This window comes from Pseudoalteromonas sp. CF6-2, from assembly GCF_021729425.1.
Lineage (GTDB): Bacteria > Pseudomonadota > Gammaproteobacteria > Enterobacterales > Alteromonadaceae > Pseudoalteromonas > Pseudoalteromonas arabiensis.
Genome location: NZ_CP091443.1, coordinates 56,172 through 74,464, shown reverse-complemented (window position 1 = coordinate 74,464; position 18,293 = coordinate 56,172). Strand labels below are relative to the sequence as shown.

The following is an 18,293-nucleotide window of genomic DNA, read 5'->3' as shown; positions in this document are numbered from 1 at the left end:
ACCCGTTCGAAGGATTTTTATTATGACAACATATCAACGCGAAACAGATAACCTAGCTACTTTATGTCAAACACAAGGCAAAACGTGGCAGTCAATCAACCCAGAATACGCAAGCCGTATGCGCTTACAAAACCGTTTTCGTACGGGTTTAGACATTGCTCAATACACTGCAGACATCATGCGTGCAGACATGGCAGCCTACGATGCTGACCACAGCCAATACACACAATCATTAGGTTGTTGGCATGGTTTCACTGCACAACAAATGATGATGGCAATTAAACGTCATAACAAAACAACTAAACGCAGCTATGTATACCTAAGCGGCTGGATGGTTGCGGCACTTCGTTCTGAGTTCGGTCCATTACCTGACCAAAGTATGCATGAAAAAACGTCTGTTCCAGCGCTAATCGAAGAAATCTACACTTTCTTAAAGCAAGCAGATGCACGTGAACTTGACCACCTTTACAAAGACCTAGATGCAGCGAAAGCAAACGGCGGTGATGTTCAAGCCGTACTAAATAAAATCGATAACTTCGAGAGTCATGTTGTGCCAATTATTGCTGATATTGATGCGGGTTTCGGTAACGAAGAAGCCACTTACCTACTTGCTAAAAAGATGATTGAAGCAGGCGCATGTGCTATCCAAATCGAGAACCAAGTATCTGACGCAAAACAATGTGGTCACCAAGCGGGTAAAGTAACTGTACCGCATGAGGATTTCCTAGCAAAAATTAACGCAGTTCGTTACGCATTCTTAGAGCTTGGTATTGATAACGGCATTATCGTTGCGCGTACTGATTCATTAGGTGCAAGCCTTACTCAAAAAGTGCCTGTATCTAAAACACCAGGTGACCTTGCGAGCCAATACACGTCGTTCCTTGAAACAACACCAGTAAACAGTGTTGATGACTTAAACGAAGGCGACACAGCAATGAAGCTCAACGGTCAGCTTTGCAAGCCAACACGTTTAGATAATGGTTTATATCAGTTCCGTGAAGGCACAGAGAAAGACCGTGTAGTGCTAGACTGTGTTACTAGCTTACAGTCTGGCGCAGACTTACTGTGGATTGAAACAGAAAAACCAAATGTTAAACAAATCGCTGAGCTTGTGAATCGCGTTAAAGAGCAAGTACCCAATGCTAAGTTGGTATATAACAACTCACCGTCGTTCAACTGGACACTTAAATTCCGTGAGCAAGTATACGCTGAGTGGCAAGAACAAGGTAAAGACTTATCAGCTTACCCAAGCATCGATGATAATAAAGCATTAATGGCACCAGAAATGGATGACACAGAGCTTGCAGCGGCAGCAGACGTACTTGTACAAAACTTCCAAAAAGATGGTGCACGTGAAGCGGGTATCTTCCACCACCTAATCACGTTACCAACTTACCATACAGCGGCGCTAAGTACTGATATTCTATCAGAAGGCTATTTCGGCGACCTAGGTATGCTGGCGTATGTTCGTGACGTACAACGTCAAGAAATTCGCCGTGAGCAAGCATCAGTGAAACACCAAGACCTAGCAGGTTCTAACATTGGTGATACTCATAAAGAGTACTTCTCTGGTGAAAATGCGCTTAAAGCCGGTGGTGAAGCAAATACTATGAATCAGTTCTAACCAAGTAATGATGTAACACCTTTATAGCTATTCAATAATGTTGTTAGGGGCCTTCGGGCCCTTTTTCATTTTTTGAGTGCGGGCTTAGATATTTGGATCAGAGTTTAACTAAGTTTTGGATCAGCCATTTACTAGCTTTGTAAAAATACAGATCACGCATTTACCAGCCTCAGAATTTTAGATCAGGATTTAACTAGCTTCGTCTTATAAGCAGAAAATATGCACTCATTGACTAAAAACCACCTTTAGAATGGCTAAAATTAGGTCATACAAACGGTAATTTAGGGCTGTTTTGTAGAATATTGCGATTTACAAACCGATTTTTTATTAACTCACCTAAGCCATAAACCGATTTTTTACCAACTCAACATCCTTACAAACCAAAATTTTACTAACTGAAGCTAGGTTTTTAGCGGCACAAACCGATTTTTTACTAACTCAAGTTACTGATTTTGGCTATAAACCGATTTTTTACTAACTGCTTTTTATTTAATGTCCGATATTTACTAGAAATATGTAAGGAGTTACTCACATTTAAACTGTAAAGGGGGTTTACAGAGAGGGAGCTAGCAAGGGGGAAGTAAGAAAGAGTAAAGTTAGCAAGTAGCAGCGGGTTTGCCCCGCGTTATGGTTTTATTAAATGATGTTTCGGATTAGGCGCGATATAAAATCGCGCCAAATACGATGTGAGATAAGTTAAACGAAACTGCGTCACGAAATCCGTTCACCTTGCGCAAATGAAACGTTCTCGCTTCGCTCGATGTCGTTAATCATTTCCACTGTTTTTATCAAACCACCATTGAATATAGGCTACTTTGGTCATCAGGTTTGATGGGCGAGCAGTAATACCATGCGAGGCATTAGGAATACGCACCATAGCCGTATCAACACCTTGTAGCTTTAACGCTTGGTAAAATTGCTCAGTTTCAGAAATCGGCGTGCGATAGTCTGATTCACCAGTTAACAGCATAGTTGGTGTTTTTACATTGCCCACATAGCTAATTGGTGAGCGCTTCATATAATGCTCAATGTTGTCCCATGGTTTACCTGGGAACCAATAATCAGCAAAGAAAGGATAGAAGTCAGCAGTTAGTACAAAGCTGATCCAATTGATGACTGGTTTAGCAACAACAGCTGCTGCAAAGCGGTCTGTATGACCCACAATCCATGCTGTTAATACACCGCCACCTGAGCCGCCGGTAACAAACAGTTTACTCTCATCAATAAAGCCCTTATTGATGACAGCATCAACACCTGTCATCAAATCATCAAAGTCATTACTTGGGTAGTTATGATGAATTGTTTGCGCAAATTCTTTACCGTACGAGTCACTGCCGCGCGGATTCATATAAAGTACAACATTACCTTTGGCTGCGTATAATTGCACTTCAGGGCTAAAGTGAGGGCCGTAGTTTGCAACAGGGCCACCGTGGATCTCTAAAACAAGAGGGTACTTCTTGTTTTTATCAAAACCCGGTGGGTATGCAATCCAACCCTGAACGGCTAAGCCGTCATGGCTTGATTTAACCCAAATTTCTTCAACTTTGGCAAGTTCTTTGTCGCCCAGTGCATCTTCGTTTAATTGCGTTAAACGAGCCGTTTTACCGCGCTTAATTAATGCTACATCAGCTGGGCGTTGTGTATCAGCGAGTGTGAATGCAACTTCACCATCTTCGCTCACGTCAAAGTCACCACCTGAATAGGGACGGCCAAAGGCGACACTACCAATCTCTGAGGTGATCACTTTATGTTTACCACTACGCGGTTGGTAAGCTAGGTGTGTTTTACCTTCGCTATCGTAACTAAAATAAAGGCCTTGGCCGCTATCATCCCATTTAATGCTTTCGACACTGCGATCTAAATCAGCAGTGAGTACCGAGCTTTTACCTGATTTTAAATCAAGTAAATAAATATCGTTATTTTCATAGTTAGTCTTTTTGTCATCATAGCCAGTGTAAGCGAGATAACGACCATTTGGAGAGACTTTAGGACTTGAATCAGGGCCTTTACGGTCTGTTATTTGGCTGATTGAACGATCCGCTAAGCTAAGTTTATAGATTTCAGATTCAGTTGGGTGTAACTCGTTGTTTTCATATCGATTAGCTGAAAAATAAAACGCATCACCCTGTTCATTAAAGCTAATAGCACCGCCGTGATCAAAATCACCTGAGCTTAATTGGCGGGCATTGCCGCCCGTTGCACTCATGATGAAAAAGTGACGATAACCTTTTTCAGAGTAGCCACCGCCATCGGCGCGATAATAGGTATCATCAATATAGGTAGCTGGCTCCGCCCATTTTGCGCCCTCAGGTTTACCTGGTAAAGACACTGGGCTTGCTGATTTAGCTGGCACAAACTGGCTGAACACCAATTGTTTGCCATCTGGCGTCCAAGTTAATCCGCTAGGGCTTTGCGTTAGGTTACTGATTTTCGCTACATTACCGGTTTTTAACCATTTTACATAGATTTGGCTGCTACCATCACGAGTCGAGATAAATGCTAGGCGAGTTTCATCCGGCGACAGTACTGGTGAGTAATCCATATGTACACCAGACGTAAGCGGTAGCATGGTTTTGCCATCTGGGTTTACTGACCAAATATTGCTAACTTTACGGTCGCTTTTGATATCCATTCGGTTACGCACAAAATAAATTGTGTCGCCATTTTTTGTCATTTCTATTTGGTTGGCGTATTCAAGATCAAAAACATTTTCAAGCTCAAAGGTATTGCTAGCTTCGGCGTGGCCGTAAAAGCTAGCTGCTGCAAGCAGCGCTAAAGACGTTTTAAACTTCATTTTATTTCCTTGTTAGTGAGCGGTGTTTAACCTGTTATCCTGTTATAAAGTAACAACCACCCGAAATACAGTCCATTGCGATGAATGGAGAAATCAATAGACAGATGGTCATTTCCCTTTTATGTTGAGTACAGACACTTTTAAACGTAAGGAACACACAATGATAGGTTACATCATGTTAGGCACTAACAACCTAGCTAAAGCAGTAAAGTATTACGATGAATTATTCGCCACCCTAAACGCCGAGCGCTTTTTAGAAACTGACCGCTTTGTCGCATGGAACACTGGGCAAGATAAACCTGGTTTTGCGATAACCAAACCTTATAATGATGAAAAAGCGACCGTAGGTAACGGCACCATGATTGCGTTGGCAGTCGAAACCCCAGCCCAAGTAGATGCTTTTTATAAAAAAGCCATAGAGCTTGGCGGCACAGACGAAGGTGCACCCGGCCCACGTGAAATGCCTGGCTTCTATGCGGGATACTTCAGAGACCTAGACGGTAACAAACTTAATGTGTTTTGTTTTACCCATGGGTGAGGGAAGTTAGCAAGTGCTGCACCTGCTACACCTCGTAATATGTGGTAGTCTCGCGCGAAATAAATTTCACACCTACATGAATGCTATTAATTTACTCAAGTGGTGAATCGGGAGATTCTTGTTCGAAGCTAAAGCATCTCCTAACTCGCATCTGACTTTAAACCCTTGCTTCTCAAATCTAGCATCTTGCCCTTCCTATTTCTTTTCTCGAACCATGCCCCATCATAAATACACAACATTCCAAAGTTGTATTTGTTTTCAAAAAAACTGCCTTTTTCACTATTTTTTGGCGAAAATATTAACCTTGCTTTTGTGTGAGTTACTCATTGTTTTGATTTATATAAAGTTATATTGTTGGTTCATTAATTGCTTTTTTTATTTTTACAACTCTTTTAAAGGAAATAAAAAATGAAAAATACCTTAACGCTTACCCTTCTTGCTGTACTGCTTTTGGTTTTGTACTCTCAATTTTCAGAATTAGCTTATAAATTTGGCTTTGCTGAGCTTAAACTTAATGCAGTATTGGAAAACAGTGAACATATGAAAGTAAAGTGTGATGCATACTCGTTTGGCTTTTTTGATGAAATAAAACTTCAGAATAAATTTCAAAAATGTATTAACGATTATGAAGCCCAAGGCTACGAAATTGTTAGCAGAACAGACAAGCAGTAGCTTATTGCTGGCGTCATGCTTGCGTGGCGCGTCTGCAACATCGCACAATATCTAGGCAGTCCCGCGCGAAATAATTTCGCGCCTACATGCATCCCTCAAAGAAAGCATTATCAGTGAATAGAAAGTCTTATTAGGCTCTTAAGCACACCTACCAACTTCTCTCTATTTTCATTAAACTACAGCTATAAAAAATAACTATAAAAATAAGCGAGTTAGAATAATGTCGAAACTGTTTAAGTCACTTTCATGTGTTGTTACATTAGCGTTGGTTGGATGTGGCACAAATGAGGTGTTTACAGCATCTGCTAGCAATGAGTTTGCTCATGGCGATGAGCTATTAAGTGCCACTGCGCTAACCGAAGATGCGAGTCACGCTTTAGTGGCAACTCAATCTAAAGTGTGTATTTGGGATAATCAGTTAAAAGCGCGTTTATACGATTGTATAACAGGGCAGGGCGCTGAGCATGTCGAGCTTGTGGGTTTTAGTGCTAACAAATCTCATTTTTTTATTTCAAATCGGTTATCGGTGACTTTATACGATACTCGCACGGGGCGTAGTATCGGCACTTGGCTCACCGGGCAGGAAATCGCCAGAGACATCGCTATATCAGCCTCTGGTGATACCTTGGTTATTGCTTATCGTAGCGGCAAGGCTGAGGTGATAAATACCCGAACAGGTGATACTAAGCGTTTTGATATTCATCGTTTAGATATTAATAGCGTGGCGCTATCGGCTGATGGTCAGTGGGCGTTTACTGGCTCCAGCGACAAGTACGTTAAGCTTTGGTCAACGAGTGATGGCAGCATTCGCTTTGAAGAGCGTTTAGCGACCAGAGTGAATCACGTTACTTTAAATAAATCAGCAAGCTTGGCTTTTGCAATTGATTCGGTTGATGATCGTGTATTCTTTGATTTGGTCAATAAAAAAGAGCTATCAGAAGTGGACTCATACGCTAACTTTATTGAGTTCACCGCATCGCAATTTATCAACCAAGACAAATGGCTATTAACCGGCTCGCCAAAAATGAAGATGCGTTTATACCGCGTTGCTGATGGTGAATTAATCGCTGAATACGAAGCTAAACAGCAGCGTCAGCGCACGTCAGTACTGAGTGTGGCTTACGATGGTACGCAGTTATATTCACAAACCAGTGACGGTCTATTGCAGGCTTGGCCGTTTGAGATGAAAAGCAACAAATAGCAGCAAAAAGCAGATAAAACAAAAACGCCTACTTTAAGTAGGCGTTTTTTAGATTTCTAATTTTAACTAGTAATCAAACTTATGTTTAGTAAACAAGCTTTGCACTTGTTGCCAAACAGCACCAGGCTTACCATCACCAACTAACTTGCCATTTACTTTTACGACAGGGCCAACTTCTTTAGTGGCGCTGGTGATCCATACTTCGTCGGCATCAAGTAACTCATCTTTACTAATAATACGTTCTTGCACTTTGAAGTCACTGTAGCTGTGTAGAATATTGAGGATTAACCAGCGGGTGATCCCAGGTAAAATTTGATTATCGAGTGGTGGCGTGCTTATCACACCCTCTTTTACAATAAACACATTGCTTGAACTGGCTTCGGTAATTTCTTCCAAGCGGTTAAATAGAATCGTTTCTTTGTTACCTGCTACGGCACCATGTTGGTAATGAATAACGTTACCAAGTAGTGCAGTTGATTTAATATGGCAACGTTGCCAGCGGCGATCTTGCTCAAGTGATACGGTATATGCTGTCGCATTATCGATGTCACTAACAGGTTCTGCTGGAATTTCGAAAGCAAATGCAAATACCGTAGGGGTAATGTTAGTTGGGTAGCCATGGGCGCGTTTAGTGTCGGCACCACGGCTCACGTGTAAATAAATCCCTAAGTTGTCACCTTGGTTTTTCTCGCATAAGTCGTTACAGATTTTTCGCCACGTATCGGCATTGTAATCGAGCTTAATTTCAAGCTCGTTTAAACCGTTATTCATACGCTCAATATGTGCGCCAAAGCCTAGCATTTTACCGTTATAAGATGGGATCACTTCATAGATGCCATCGCCAAATAAAAAGCCGCGATCCATTGGTGAAATCTTTGCTTCATCAGCGCTAAGGTAGTCACCGTTTAGGTATACCGTGCCCATTGTTAAACCTCATTCTGTGTAATAAAGCCGCCAAGTTGGCGAAGCCGAGTTATTAATTGTTGACCATGCATAGCATGCAAGCCATCTTCGGTGAGCTCATTTTTATGGGTGACGCCATCAACACTACCGCGCTCACTTAGGTAATGTAGAATGTCTAGAGGCTCAATAGCTGCCAATAAGTCTGTGTTGTGCCAGCGGCTTAAGAATCCAATGAGACCATAAGCGGCCCAATTAGACACATCTGCCAACAACAACTCATCACAGGGTGTTAAACAGGGTGTGATGCTAAGATCTTGCATATGTTGTGCAAGGTTACCCATGCCTATTTCATTACCGCCATCACCAATTGCAATAGTGGGGCAACGTGCTTCTGTCACAAAAAAATCAAAGCAGCCACAATGTTCAGAAATATCAATGCCGCGCATATTGTAATAACGTTGATGCTGATTAAGCCCTGGGCGCTCTATTGATAAAACACAATCAGGCTTTAACTGCTCAAGGGCTTTAATGCTAAAAGTGCGCGCATTATCAATATTGTTAATTGGCAGCTCAAAACAGTTAAAGTCTTTTTTTAGGATACTGTAAAGGGGGTTGCCAGTGACCAAAATTGGCTGTTTACCGAGCTTTTCAAGTACTTTGTAAAGTGCTATAGCGCCAACAGGACCGTCAGTTTCAAAGGTGTTATTAACCGCAAAGCCTGTACCAATCAGAATAGTATGTTGCGCGTTGTGAAGTGACTGTGCGGCTCGTAAATAAGTGCCCTTGGTTTGCTTGGCATATAAAGACTGCATACCTCGTGGATTTAGTTCGACCATCATGCTTTCTATTTTTAGACTGAGTGCTTCATCACTTAGACTTGGCATAATGCGTTGATCTCTTGAATCAGGGCAATGCCTGCATCATTATCGCCGTGAACACAAAGGCTGTCGGCATGGAGTGTGAGCTGCTGGCCACTTTGAGTGGTAACAGTACCATGTTCAATTAATTGTTTTACTTGCTTCAAAAGAGCGGGCTTTTCTAAAACACTCCCCGCAAGAGCGCGTGAGACCAGCTTTCCTTCATCGGTATATTGGCGATCGGCAAACGCTTCTAAAATGAGTTCGATACCTAATTCAGTTGCTAGCGCTTTGTGTTTGGCTGCTTGATTGGTGGCTAAAATCATTAACTTTAGTGGTTTAGGATAACGAGCAACTGCTTGCATAACGATATTTAACGTATGTTCTTCGCGCATCATATCGTTATAAAGGGCACCATGTGGTTTAACGTATTCCAGTGTTAAGCCATGCACAGCAGCCATACCATCAATTGCAGCAATTTGATAATGAAGGCAGTTAGTGAGTTCTTTTTCACTCATTGCCATCGAGCGACGACCAAAACCTTGTTTATCTGGATAGCTTGGGTGTGCGCCTATAGTGACCTTGTGCTTCTTTGCAAGAGAGAGGGTGCTTGCCATTACATCGGCATCACCCGCATGAAAGCCACAAGCGATATTGGCCATATCAATATGTGGCATCACTTGTTCGTCTAGGCCCATTTTCCACATACCAAAGCTTTCGCCTAAGTCGCAGTTTAGTTTCATCGTCATTTAAAAAGCTGCCATTTTACTATTAGGAATATCGGTTACCAGCATATGCCCTGGGCTATGGGTAATACAAAAATCAGGTGCAGCATTGGCAATCGCAACTTGTGGAGTAACACCACAGGCCCAAAATACCGGCACTTCGCCTTCTTTAATGGTCACTGCATCGCCAAACTCAGGTTTGTTGATGTCTTTAATGCCGATTGCTGCAGGGTCGCCAAAATGCACTGGCGCACCATGTACGCTTGGAAAACGGCTGCAAATTTGGATTGCACGAATAGCATCAGCGGGTTTCATTGGGCGCATGCTAACAACCATATTAGCATGGAAAATCCCCGCACGCTGACACGCTATATTGGTCACATACATAGGCACATTTTTTTGCTCGCTGATATTTCTAATTTCAAGGCCAGCGGCAATCAATGCTTCTTCAAATGAAAATGAGCAACCAATTAAGAAAGTAACCAAATCGTCGCGCCAATGGTTGCTGATATCAGTCACTTCTTCAATCATTTGTCCGTTTTTAAAAACACGATAACGCGGCAAATCACTACGAATATCAATGTCTTCGCCAACAGTTGGCATATCGGTAACGCCTGGTAAACGGCTGGTTGCTATAATCGGGCATGATTTAGGATTGGCTTGGCTAAACTGCAAAAAGTCAAACGCGTATTGTTTAGGTAAAATCACTAAGTTTGCTTGTACAAACCCAGATGCAAACCCAGACGTATTACCACTGTAGTCACCCGCGCGTACCATTTTACGGATAGCTGCTGGGGTGGTTAATGATGCATCTTTTTGCAAGTGCCTCTCCTTGAAAATTAAAACCTAGCTGAGGCTATTACAATAACACTCAGTTTAGATCATTTATAGTAACGGGTAACTGTCCTTTTGCAGGGGCTTTTCCTAGTAATACTTTTGCCAGTGCAGTGAAAGCAGGGCCAGCAATCTTTTCATTAGTGTCTACATCGATATTGTAAGCATAAGTGGCAAGTACTGCATCGCCAAATTGTCCAAATTGAGCAATATCGTAAGGGGCACGCAAGCTTACAAATACGGTCTTTTTATGAGCTAACCTCGCTTGTTTGAGCAATGATTCTAATGCGGCTGATTGATCAGCCTTAGCAATCGCAAACTCTGGATTATCGGCTAAATCATCCATCCCGCCCACTTCAACAGCACTTTGTTTTGGTGACGCATTTGCAGCAATAATGATATCGGCTTCGTTAATTTCTTTTAATGTTGCAAGCTTTTCATAGCCTTGCAAACTGGTGCAACTAAAGCTGATTAACTTATTGGTGTTATCAACTAACGCCTGCTGTAAGGCATAACATTTGCGTGTATCTGGCATAATAATATGCACTTTACTACCCGACTTAATGCTAAGCGGCAGGGTATTATTTTCGTTTTTAACTTCGGTAATCGCAGCCAATGCTAACTCTGCTTCTACTTTTCTATGGCTTTGATCGCCAAGTAACAGCTGCGCTTTTTTGGTGGCTGCTTCGTCATCAAGTGAAGAGCTGAGTTTAAATTTCTCTTTAAGTTTTAAAATACGCGTTGCAGAAGCACTCATTTCGTCGGCATTTAAAGTGCCGTGCTGTACTTCTTGCTCTAATCGCTCAATAAGGGCTTCAAGTACAGCTAAGTCTTTTGGGCTTCTGATTTCGATTGGCATAAGGGCAATATCAACACCCGCTGCAAAGGTATTTACTACCGCTTCAATTGGTTCAAAGAAGTGACTGATCCCCGCCATATCCAATGCATCAGTGATTACAACACCTTGATAACCGAGTTCATCACGCAGTAAGTCGGTGATGATTTTGCGCGACATCGTCGCAGGTTTGATCATGGTTTTGCCTTCTTTACTGACAAACGTACTGTCATCGAGGGCTGGGTATTGGATATGTGCCGTCATGATCATACCCGGTTGTTGGTTTTTAATAATTTCTTTAAAAGGAGGTAGGTCTTGCTGCCAAATAGTTTCTTTATCATGCATTACTTTTGGCAGGCCAGTGTGGCTATCTACGTTGGTATCGCCATGCCCTGGAAAGTGCTTTAGTGATGAAATAACGCCGTTGTTCTCGAACCCTGCGACTTGTGCAGCACCTAGTTTTGCAACCAATTGCGGGTCTTCACCGTAAGAGCGCACGTTAATAACTGGATTGTCTGGATTCATGTTTACATCGACCGTCGGTGCATAGTTAACATTCACACCCAGTGCCAATAGCTCGTCGGCGATAATACGTGCAGACTCTGTCGCGAAGTATGTACCATGTTCTTTATAGGTTGCACCAATCGACATGTTACCGGTAAACGACGTGCCTACATCACGCGGAATACGGGCGACTCGACCACCTTCTTGGTCTATTGAAATAAACAGCGGTAAGCCTAACTCAGACTTGGCAGCGGCTTTTTGTAGATCATTATTAAGTTTGATCACCTGCGGCACGGTATCGATATTTTCTGCAAATAAAATCACCCCACCAATGTTATGCTTAGTGATGATATTCGCTAAATCGGCCGGCAGCTCTGTCACCGGTGTACGGCATTTTTGCTCACCTGGGTCTTGTTTACAGTAATAGCGCAGGTCAAGCATGAGCTTTTGCCCTAACTGTTGTTTTAAAGTTAATGCAGACTCAGCAAATGATGATTGTAATGGCATGAAACATCCTAATCCGATAACCAGTGACGATAGTGCAAACTTATTTAACACAGCAAGCTCCAAAGCAAAACGCTTATTTAGTTTTTAGAATAAATTATTCTTGATATTAATGGGTTTTTAAATATAAATACAGTATTTTTTTGCTACCCTAGCGGTTTTTCTGTCCGACTGCAAAAAGCTAAGTTAGATCACCAAATTGGGCTAATAGGCTTAAATAACCAACCCTTTATACCGATAAAAACCTTGGCAAGTTGATAATTTATCAATTTAATGGGTCGCTTTTTAGGTCAATTTAAAGTAATAATATATTCCATATTCATCAGCGTAAATATGACAAGCTCGGGGGCGAGATGGCTTTAGCTCGATTGCACGCATTTAAACAGCAAATTAAACCTTTTTTACCAGAGTCTGCATTAATAGAAGATTACTCGCGCCGGTATGCGTATGGCACAGACGCGAGCTTTTATCGATTAATCCCTGAGTTAATTGTATTAGTTAGCAATCAGAATCAAGCACGACACGTGATCATGGCTGCCAACGAGCAACAAGTCCCCATCACGTTTCGGGCCGCCGGAACGAGTTTATCTGGGCAAGCAATTACCGATTCGGTATTGGTTTTATTGTGCGATAGTTGGAGCGAGTTTGAGATTATTGATGATGCCGATGCAATACGCTTACAACCGGCGATCATTGGCGCTCGAGTAAATCAAGTGTTAGCCCCATTTGGTAAAAAAATTGGCCCTGATCCCGCTTCAATTAATAGCTGTAAAATAGCGGGTATGGCGGCAAATAATTCATCGGGTATGTGCTGTGGGGTGGCGCAAAACAGCTACCACACAGTAAAAGATATGACCCTAATTTTTGCTGATGGCACTGTGCTTAATACGGCTGATAGTCAAAGCTGTAATGCCTTCTTGCAAAGCCATAGTCGCTTTGTTGATGAGTTAATGAGTTTGGTTGACAGTGTGAAGCAAAACCCAGACTTGAGTGAGCGCATTGCCCATAAATACCGTTTAAAAAATACCACAGGTTATGGTTTAAATGCGCTGCTGGATTTTGCTGAGCCAATCGAAATCATTAAGCACTTAATTATTGGCTCTGAAGGTACGTTAGCTTTTATTGCAGATATCACCTACCACACCGTGGTTGAGCATAAGTACAAGCACACAGGCTTCTTTATTTTTAACGATATAAGCAAGGTGTGTGAGCTGGTACAAAGGCTGAGTGAACTTGATGTTGCTGCGGTTGAGCTACTAGATAAACGCGCCCTGATGTCGGTGTCTGAGCATGCCATAATGCCAAAAGAAGTGGCCAGTTACCCAGAGCAGTCAGCGGCACTTTTAATTGAGTTAAGAGCTGAAAATGCACAGGCTCTTGATGCGCTCACTAAGATCACCGAGCAACTTCTTGCCGAGTTTAAGCAAAGCCAACTGGCAGTGATTGAGTTTTCTGCAGACACTGCCCGTAATGCGGCACTTTGGAATATCCGTAAAGGCACGTTTCCTGCGGTTGGTGCGGTGCGCGAAACAGGCACCACAGTGATTATTGAAGATGTTGCCTTTACCCTTGATAAATTAGCTGAAGGTGTGAATGCGCTGCATCAATTATTTATCAAATATGATTATGATGAAGCCATTATTTTTGGTCATGCATTGGCCGGAAACCTGCATTTTGTATTCACCCAAGCCTTCGACACACACGAGCAAGTAAACCGATATGAGCAATTTATGGCTGATGTGGCGAACTTAGTGGCGGTTGAACTAAAAGGGTCATTAAAAGCAGAGCATGGCACAGGCCGCAACATGGCGCCGTTTGTTGCCACTGAATGGGGAGACGATGGCTTTGCGGTGATGGTTGCACTTAAAGCATTATTCGATAAGCAGAATATTCTTAATCCTGGGGTTATTATTAATCACGACAAAAATGCCCACACTCAGCATTTAAAAGTTATGCCTAAAAGTGATGATATTATTGATACCTGTATTGAGTGTGGTTTTTGCGAAGTTGTTTGCCCATCAAAAGGACTTACCTTAACACCTAGGCAGCGTATTACTTTATGGCGACATCGCACCGAGCTACACAATCAATTACTAACAACCGACGATGTAGCGAACAAGCAGAAGTTAAATCAAAAGCTTAGTGTTATTGAGGCCGATTTTAAATACCTTGGTATTGATTCGTGCGCGGCAACCGGTCTTTGCGGCCTTAAATGCCCCGTGGGGATAAACACGGGCGAATTTATAAAATCACTCAGAGCTGAGCAAGCCTCATCAAACAAGATTGCGCGGTCATTATCACGTTTTGCCAGCAAGCATTTTGCGGTTGTTGCCTCTGGTACACGGTTTGGCTTAACCGTCACGCAGGTGCTTGAAAAAGCAATTGGCAGTAGTAACCTAATAAGCCTGAGCAAATCTGCTAATAAGTTGCTTAGTACGCCGCTGTATTACTCGGCATGGCCAAGAGCAGAGCAGCCAATTAATAGGCAGTTTCAACAATCCCAACAAGCAAAAAAGTTGGTGTATATGCCAAGCTGCGCAAGTCGGGTTTTTGCGGCTGATAAACTTGCCGATGATAAGCGTTCACTGCTTGATGTAATCTGTTCACTCGCTGCAAAAGCAGGCTATGATGTGGTGCTACCGAAGCACGCTGATTCACTTTGCTGCGGTATGCCATTTGCTAGTAAAGGCTTTAACAAAGAGTCTAAAAATAAGAGTGAGCAGTTACTTACTGAGCTTGAGGCACTTTCAAATAAGGGCCAATATCCAATCGTTTTTGATGCCAGCCCTTGTGCGCTCACCACTCTTAATGCCGCACAAAATACGGCACTCACAATTTACGAAAGTGCCGATTTTGCGGCTCTACATTTATTGCCTAATTTACAGGTTACGCCCGTAAATGAGCCTGTGATGCTTCATGTTACCTGTAGTTCAAAGCGATTAGGTAAAGAACAAAGCCTAGTATCACTTGCCAAGGCATGTAGTAATGAGGTGATTATTCCAGCAGATATAGAGTGTTGTGGATTTGCTGGTGATAAGGGCTTTAACTTGCCTGAACTAAATAGCAACGCCTTAAAAACCCTTAAACAACAAGTACCAAAGAACTGTCGTCGCGGCGTGTCAAATAGTCGTAGCTGTGAAATTGGTTTAACTGAGCACAGTGGCGTTAGTTATCAGTCAATTTTGTATTTGTTAGATCAGCAAAGTAACGAGTAGAGTATTTGCTCTTTTTCTTGCGCTAAATCAAATTATGACAAAAGTCCTATAGAGGTACAAAGTAGTAGTTGCTAATATAAAGGTATTAGATGTACCCGATACGGATATTGGGTTTAATGTGAGAAAAATACCGTGCTTAATAGTCTTAGAACAGGTTTAAACCTGCATCGTTTAATTTTGTTGCTAGCGTTTTCGGCAACGCTGATTACTTTCCTTAACAGTTATTATTCAAGTTACCAAGTTCAAAAACAGCAACTTATCAATGAAACTCTAAATAACCATAAAGCTTATGCAGCTAAACTGGTGTCAGCTACAGATAACTTTTTACTAGCTGCTCAACAACAACTTGCTTATGTTGGTAAAATATTAGAGGCAGATTTTAATAATCAAGGGTTAATTAATGCTGAAACCGAACGCTTAAGGTTACAAACCAATAGTTTTAATTCTACGATTATTGTAAATAAAAAAGGCAATATTTTAGGCGTTTCTCCAGCCTCATTAAACTTACAAAACCTCAAGGTCGACAGTTTTGGTACTAAAGCCGCGTTATCATACCGTAGGCCAATGATAAGTGAGCCATACATTTCCATGGCTGGTAATCTGCTTATTTTTATGTCACAGCCATTGTTTGATAAAACAGGGGAGTTTATCGGCTATGTTGGCGGTACTTTATATTTAAAACGTGCCAGTATTTTGAATGAATTATTGCAAGTTCACTACTATCAAGATGGCTCGTACTTGTATGTCGTGGATGAGAATAATCGTTTACTTTACCACCCGAATAAACATCGTATAGGCGAGCAAGTATTTGATAATGAAGTTATTGAATCGGTTTTAAGTGGTCACGCTGGCACACAGGTCGTTAAAAATAGTCAGGGTATTGAAATGCTTGCTGGGTACGCACCTTTGTCGGTGGCTCCCTGGGGAGTCGTCACGCAAAGACCCCTCCAAAGTACACTTGCGCCGCTTGATACGCTTATGTGGCAGGTCTTTTTACGTACTGCTCCAATCGGTTTGTTTACTTTTCTACTCATCTGGGTATTAGCAAGACTTATTTCGCAGCCACTTAAACAGCTGGCAGAAACAGCGAGCACATTAGATAGACCAACAACATCGCAAGAACTTAAGCAACTTCGCTCTTGGTACTATGAAAGTAACGAGTTAAGAAATGCGATGCTCAAGGGAGTGGGGCTTTTGCAAAGTAAAATAGGCCTACTGAGGCATGAAGCACAGACGGATCCTTTGACTTGCCTACACAATCGAAGAAGTTTGGATATCAGATTAAGCCATTTGATGGCACAGCGATGCCCATTTGCAGTATTAGCAATCGATATAGATCATTTCAAGCGCGTCAATGATGAGTTTGGTCATGATATTGGAGATTTAGTGCTGCAATCACTGGCTAAGTTATTGGTTGATGCAACGCGAGAAGGGGATGTTGTCGCTCGCACAGGTGGGGAAGAGTTTATCGTTATTATGCCAAAGGTTACGGCAAAACGTGCCTATCAGCTTGCTGAACGCTTAAGAATGCAAGTGTCTGAATATTATATAGAACCCGTGGGTTGTATTAATGTGTCGATTGGTATTTCAGGCTGGCCTCTGGAACAGCTTAGTATTGAGGACGTGATGAAATTAGCTGACCAAGCACTCTACAAAGCTAAAAAAACAGGTCGAAATCGTTGTGTACTTGATGCTACATTTTGCCAAGATCTTCCACTTGTGTCTGAAGTGCCAGTGTTGGAATAAGTTATTTTATATGCAATAGTAAACACCATTAGGTTATTTTGGAAAATCACATGGTATCCATTAGTTCGTCTCGTTTAATGAAAATGGCTTGTGTGTTGAGTGTCATTTTACTCCATACATCGCCAGTGCAAGCTAAGACGAATGAGAATAAGCGTAGTGAGTTTATTGATGTTGGTGAACTCCTTCCTAACGCGGTTTTAGATATTCGCTACTTTGGGCGTCATAACTTTGTGGGCGCTCCTATTGATGGTTACACTGCGCCTAAATGTTTATTGCACAAAACCGCAGTGAATGCGCTTAAAAACGTACAAAAGGCAGCTCAGAAAGAGGGGTTGAATTTAAAAATATTCGATTGTTATCGTCCACAGCGCGCTGTTGATCATTTTGTACGTTGGGTTAATGATTTAAGTGATACGCGCACCAAAGCTGAGTTTTATCCTAACCTTAATAAAGATCAGCTGTTAGGTGATTATATTGCTGCTAAATCAGGCCACAGCCGTGGCTCAACCATTGATTTAACGTTAGTTGATGCATATGGTGTTGAGCTTGATATGGCATCACCGTTTGACATGTTTGATACGCTTTCAAATACGGATGATCCACGTATTAGTGCCACTCAAAAAGCTAATCGTTATAAGCTTAAAACACTTATGAGTGATGCGGGTTTTGCTCCGTATTCAATGGAATGGTGGCATTTCACTTATCAGCCGCAGGCTTACCCTGCGACTTATTTTAACTTTGTAATAAAATAATTAACGTACTTCGCTAATGGGTGTGTAATCCACCGCAATTTCAACAATACCGACTTCTGGGTATTTTTCTAATTCAGTTTTAACTACTTTTAAATCAGTATCTTTATCGACAAAAAAGCTGTACGTATGCTCAGCTACCCTTTTTAACTGATAGGTGTCTAGCAGTGCTAAAGATGCTTCTTCGGTTTTTAGTGTAATAAACACAGTACCAGTCACCGTCCCTTGTTCTGAATTTGCGTGGTTAAAGACGATGGTTCCTTTTAAAAGCTGCTCAGAGTTGTAAGTTAGTTTTTCACCATTGTTATTAACAGAATTATTACTCGTTTTCGTTAACTCTTCAGTTTTTTTTGTTGTGGTTTGTGGTGTATTTTGCTCTTTTTGAAGCGCTGTATTTTTAGGTGTATCTTCCTTTTTATTTATATTTTCATCTTTTTGACAACCTAATGTTAACAAGGATAACACTATAATTAGTTGTATTTTATTAATTTGGTGCATCTAATCTCCTACTATTGTTACTTTTGTTTACAGTTTTTACTGTTTTTTATTAACAGCTTTAGGTACATTATAGTTGGTTAAATTGTTAACCAAA

General features: G+C 41.7%; 14 protein-coding genes. 7 read left to right on the top strand and 7 right to left on the bottom strand.

Features of this window, described 5'->3' with window-relative positions; all coding sequences use genetic code 11:
• Nucleotides 1-22: 22 nt before the first annotated feature.
• Nucleotides 23-1,624, top strand: a complete 1,602-nt coding sequence (locus tag L3Q70_RS17065; protein WP_237115520.1) for an isocitrate lyase — start codon at nt 23-25, stop codon at nt 1,622-1,624.
• A 766-nt stretch (nt 1,625-2,390) separates the two neighbouring features.
• On the opposite strand, the gene L3Q70_RS17060 is transcribed toward L3Q70_RS17065, so the two are convergent.
• On the bottom strand, nt 2,391-4,418 hold the full coding sequence (locus tag L3Q70_RS17060; RefSeq protein ID WP_237115519.1) for a S9 family peptidase: 2,028 nt from the start codon (nt 4,416-4,418) through the stop codon (nt 2,391-2,393).
• Between the two features lie 160 nt (nt 4,419-4,578).
• Between L3Q70_RS17060 and L3Q70_RS17055 the strand changes: the two genes are divergently transcribed.
• The 3 genes from L3Q70_RS17055 to L3Q70_RS17045 all read left to right on the top strand — a co-directional run bounded on the left by L3Q70_RS17055 (nt 4,579) and on the right by L3Q70_RS17045 (nt 6,829).
• A complete protein-coding gene (locus L3Q70_RS17055; RefSeq protein ID WP_062567816.1) occupies nt 4,579-4,956 on the top strand; it encodes a VOC family protein in 378 nt (125 codons plus the stop codon).
• Between the two features lie 408 nt (nt 4,957-5,364).
• Nucleotides 5,365-5,628: a hypothetical protein gene (locus L3Q70_RS17050; RefSeq protein WP_062567815.1), complete on the top strand. Its 264-nt coding sequence runs from the start codon at nt 5,365-5,367 to the stop codon at nt 5,626-5,628.
• A 220-nt stretch (nt 5,629-5,848) separates the two neighbouring features.
• A complete protein-coding gene (locus L3Q70_RS17045; protein ID WP_237115518.1) occupies nt 5,849-6,829 on the top strand; it encodes a WD40 repeat domain-containing protein in 981 nt (326 codons plus the stop codon).
• A gap of 66 nt (nt 6,830-6,895) precedes the next feature.
• On the opposite strand, the gene L3Q70_RS17040 is transcribed toward L3Q70_RS17045, so the two are convergent.
• From L3Q70_RS17040 to L3Q70_RS17020, 5 genes are read right to left on the bottom strand one after another with little or no spacing between them, the layout of a single operon-like run.
• The gene (locus L3Q70_RS17040) at nt 6,896-7,753 is read right to left on the bottom strand and encodes an aminotransferase class IV (RefSeq protein ID WP_062567813.1); all 858 of its coding nucleotides are present in this window, start codon (nt 7,751-7,753) and stop codon (nt 6,896-6,898) included.
• Nucleotides 7,754-7,755: 2 nt separating this feature from the next.
• On the bottom strand, nt 7,756-8,616 hold the full coding sequence (locus L3Q70_RS17035; RefSeq protein ID WP_062567812.1) for a glutamate cyclase domain-containing protein: 861 nt from the start codon (nt 8,614-8,616) through the stop codon (nt 7,756-7,758).
• Complete coding sequence (locus L3Q70_RS17030; protein ID WP_062568164.1) at nt 8,604-9,332, bottom strand: 5-oxoprolinase subunit PxpA; 729 nt, start codon at nt 9,330-9,332, stop codon at nt 8,604-8,606. The genes L3Q70_RS17035 and L3Q70_RS17030 overlap by 13 nt, the downstream gene beginning before the upstream one ends.
• Nucleotides 9,333-9,338: 6 nt before the next feature.
• The gene (locus tag L3Q70_RS17025) at nt 9,339-10,136 is read right to left on the bottom strand and encodes a putative hydro-lyase (RefSeq protein WP_083515249.1); all 798 of its coding nucleotides are present in this window, start codon (nt 10,134-10,136) and stop codon (nt 9,339-9,341) included.
• 49 nt (nt 10,137-10,185) lie between these two features.
• Nucleotides 10,186-11,994, bottom strand: a complete 1,809-nt coding sequence (locus L3Q70_RS17020) for a glycoside hydrolase family 3 protein (RefSeq protein WP_237115517.1) — start codon at nt 11,992-11,994, stop codon at nt 10,186-10,188.
• Between the two features lie 350 nt (nt 11,995-12,344).
• On the opposite strand from L3Q70_RS17020, the gene L3Q70_RS17015 reads away from it, so the two are divergent.
• The 3 genes from L3Q70_RS17015 to L3Q70_RS17005 all read left to right on the top strand — a co-directional run bounded on the left by L3Q70_RS17015 (nt 12,345) and on the right by L3Q70_RS17005 (nt 17,704).
• The gene (locus L3Q70_RS17015; protein WP_237115516.1) at nt 12,345-15,206 is read left to right on the top strand and encodes an FAD-binding and (Fe-S)-binding domain-containing protein; all 2,862 of its coding nucleotides are present in this window, start codon (nt 12,345-12,347) and stop codon (nt 15,204-15,206) included.
• A gap of 132 nt (nt 15,207-15,338) precedes the next feature.
• The gene (locus L3Q70_RS17010; protein ID WP_237115515.1) at nt 15,339-16,952 is read left to right on the top strand and encodes a sensor domain-containing diguanylate cyclase; all 1,614 of its coding nucleotides are present in this window, start codon (nt 15,339-15,341) and stop codon (nt 16,950-16,952) included.
• Nucleotides 16,953-17,002: 50 nt separating this feature from the next.
• Nucleotides 17,003-17,704, top strand: a complete 702-nt coding sequence (locus L3Q70_RS17005; RefSeq protein WP_237115514.1) for a M15 family metallopeptidase — start codon at nt 17,003-17,005, stop codon at nt 17,702-17,704.
• On the opposite strand, the gene L3Q70_RS17000 is transcribed toward L3Q70_RS17005, so the two are convergent.
• Nucleotides 17,705-18,199, bottom strand: a complete 495-nt coding sequence (locus tag L3Q70_RS17000; RefSeq protein WP_237115513.1) for a hypothetical protein — start codon at nt 18,197-18,199, stop codon at nt 17,705-17,707.
• Nucleotides 18,200-18,293 lie beyond the last annotated feature (94 nt).

Excerpts from the sequence above, each read along its gene's own strand:
- L3Q70_RS17065 (WP_237115520.1), top strand. The coding sequence starts at position 23 with ATGACAACATATCAACGCGAAACAGATAACCTAGCTACTTTATGTCAA.
- L3Q70_RS17060 (WP_237115519.1), bottom strand. The coding sequence starts at position 4,418 with ATGAAGTTTAAAACGTCTTTAGCGCTGCTTGCAGCAGCTAGCTTTTAC.
- L3Q70_RS17055 (WP_062567816.1), top strand. The coding sequence starts at position 4,579 with ATGATAGGTTACATCATGTTAGGCACTAACAACCTAGCTAAAGCAGTA.
- L3Q70_RS17050 (WP_062567815.1), top strand. The coding sequence starts at position 5,365 with ATGAAAAATACCTTAACGCTTACCCTTCTTGCTGTACTGCTTTTGGTT.
- L3Q70_RS17045 (WP_237115518.1), top strand. The coding sequence starts at position 5,849 with ATGTCGAAACTGTTTAAGTCACTTTCATGTGTTGTTACATTAGCGTTG.
- L3Q70_RS17040 (WP_062567813.1), bottom strand. The coding sequence starts at position 7,753 with ATGGGCACGGTATACCTAAACGGTGACTACCTTAGCGCTGATGAAGCA.
- L3Q70_RS17035 (WP_062567812.1), bottom strand. The coding sequence starts at position 8,616 with ATGCCAAGTCTAAGTGATGAAGCACTCAGTCTAAAAATAGAAAGCATG.
- L3Q70_RS17030 (WP_062568164.1), bottom strand. The coding sequence starts at position 9,332 with ATGAAACTAAACTGCGACTTAGGCGAAAGCTTTGGTATGTGGAAAATG.
- L3Q70_RS17020 (WP_237115517.1), bottom strand. The coding sequence starts at position 11,994 with ATGCCATTACAATCATCATTTGCTGAGTCTGCATTAACTTTAAAACAA.
- L3Q70_RS17015 (WP_237115516.1), top strand. The coding sequence starts at position 12,345 with ATGGCTTTAGCTCGATTGCACGCATTTAAACAGCAAATTAAACCTTTT.
- L3Q70_RS17005 (WP_237115514.1), top strand. The coding sequence starts at position 17,003 with ATGGTATCCATTAGTTCGTCTCGTTTAATGAAAATGGCTTGTGTGTTG.
- L3Q70_RS17000 (WP_237115513.1), bottom strand. The coding sequence starts at position 18,199 with ATGCACCAAATTAATAAAATACAACTAATTATAGTGTTATCCTTGTTA.